The organism is Undibacterium pigrum (assembly GCF_003201815.1).
GTDB lineage: Bacteria > Pseudomonadota > Gammaproteobacteria > Burkholderiales > Burkholderiaceae_D > Undibacterium > Undibacterium pigrum.
Map to the genome: position 1 here is coordinate 1 of NZ_QJKB01000043.1, position 1,196 is coordinate 1,196.

1 protein-coding gene is annotated in these 1,196 nt (G+C 50.7%); it reads left to right on the forward strand.

Annotated elements, in window-relative coordinates; all coding sequences use genetic code 11:
• Positions 1 to 3: 3 nt before the first annotated feature.
• On the forward strand, positions 4 to 1,194 hold the full coding sequence (gene tuf, locus DFR42_RS28925) for an elongation factor Tu (RefSeq protein WP_110258537.1): 1,191 nt from the start codon (positions 4 to 6) through the stop codon (positions 1,192 to 1,194).
• The last annotated feature ends 2 nt before the right edge of the window (positions 1,195 to 1,196 follow it).

The following is a 1,196-nucleotide window of genomic DNA, read 5'->3' on the forward strand; positions in this document are numbered from 1 at the left end:
AAAATGGCAAAAGGTAAGTTCGAGCGCACCAAGCCGCACGTAAACGTCGGTACAATTGGCCACGTTGATCACGGCAAAACCACACTGACAGCAGCGATTGCAACAGTATTGTCGAAAAAATTCGGCGGCGAAGCTAAAGCATACGACCAGATCGACGCAGCACCAGAAGAAAAAGCGCGCGGTATTACAATCAATACAGCCCACGTTGAGTACGAAACATCCGGTCGTCACTACGCCCACGTTGACTGCCCAGGCCATGCTGACTATGTTAAAAACATGATCACTGGCGCGGCTCAGATGGACGGCGCGATCCTGGTTTGCTCCGCAGCAGACGGCCCAATGCCACAAACTCGCGAACACATCCTGTTGGCCCGCCAAGTTGGCGTTCCATACATCATCGTATTCCTGAACAAATGCGACATGGTTGATGACGCAGAGTTGCTGGAGCTGGTTGAAATGGAAGTTCGTGAATTGCTGTCCAAATACGAATTCCCAGGCGACGACCTGCCTATCATTCAAGGTTCCGCTAAACTGGCCCTCGAAGGCGACAAAGGTCCTCTGGGCGAAGAAGCCATCATGAAACTGGCTGATGCTCTGGATTCCTACATCCCAACACCAGAACGTGCTGTTGACGGCGCCTTCCTGTTGCCAGTAGAAGACGTATTCTCCATCTCCGGTCGCGGTACAGTAGTTACTGGCCGTATCGAACGCGGTATCGTCAAAGTTGGCGAAGAGATCGAAATCGTCGGTATCAAAGACACAGTCAAAACAACATGTACTGGCGTTGAAATGTTCCGCAAACTGCTCGACCAAGGTCAAGCTGGTGACAACGTCGGCGTATTGCTGCGTGGTACAAAACGTGAAGATATCCAACGTGGTCAAGTATTGGCAAAGCCAGGTTCGATCAAGCCACATGCGCACTTCACAGGCGAGATCTATGTTCTGTCCAAAGATGAAGGTGGCCGTCATACACCATTCTTCAACAACTACCGTCCACAGTTCTACTTCCGTACAACGGACGTAACTGGTTCGATCGAGTTGCCGAAAGACAAAGAAATGGTCATGCCAGGTGATAACGTTTCTATCACAGTAAAACTGATCAACCCGATCGCGATGGAAGAAGGCTTGCGCTTCGCTATCCGTGAAGGTGGCCGTACAGTCGGTGCTGGCGTTGTTGCTAAAATCATCGAGTAATA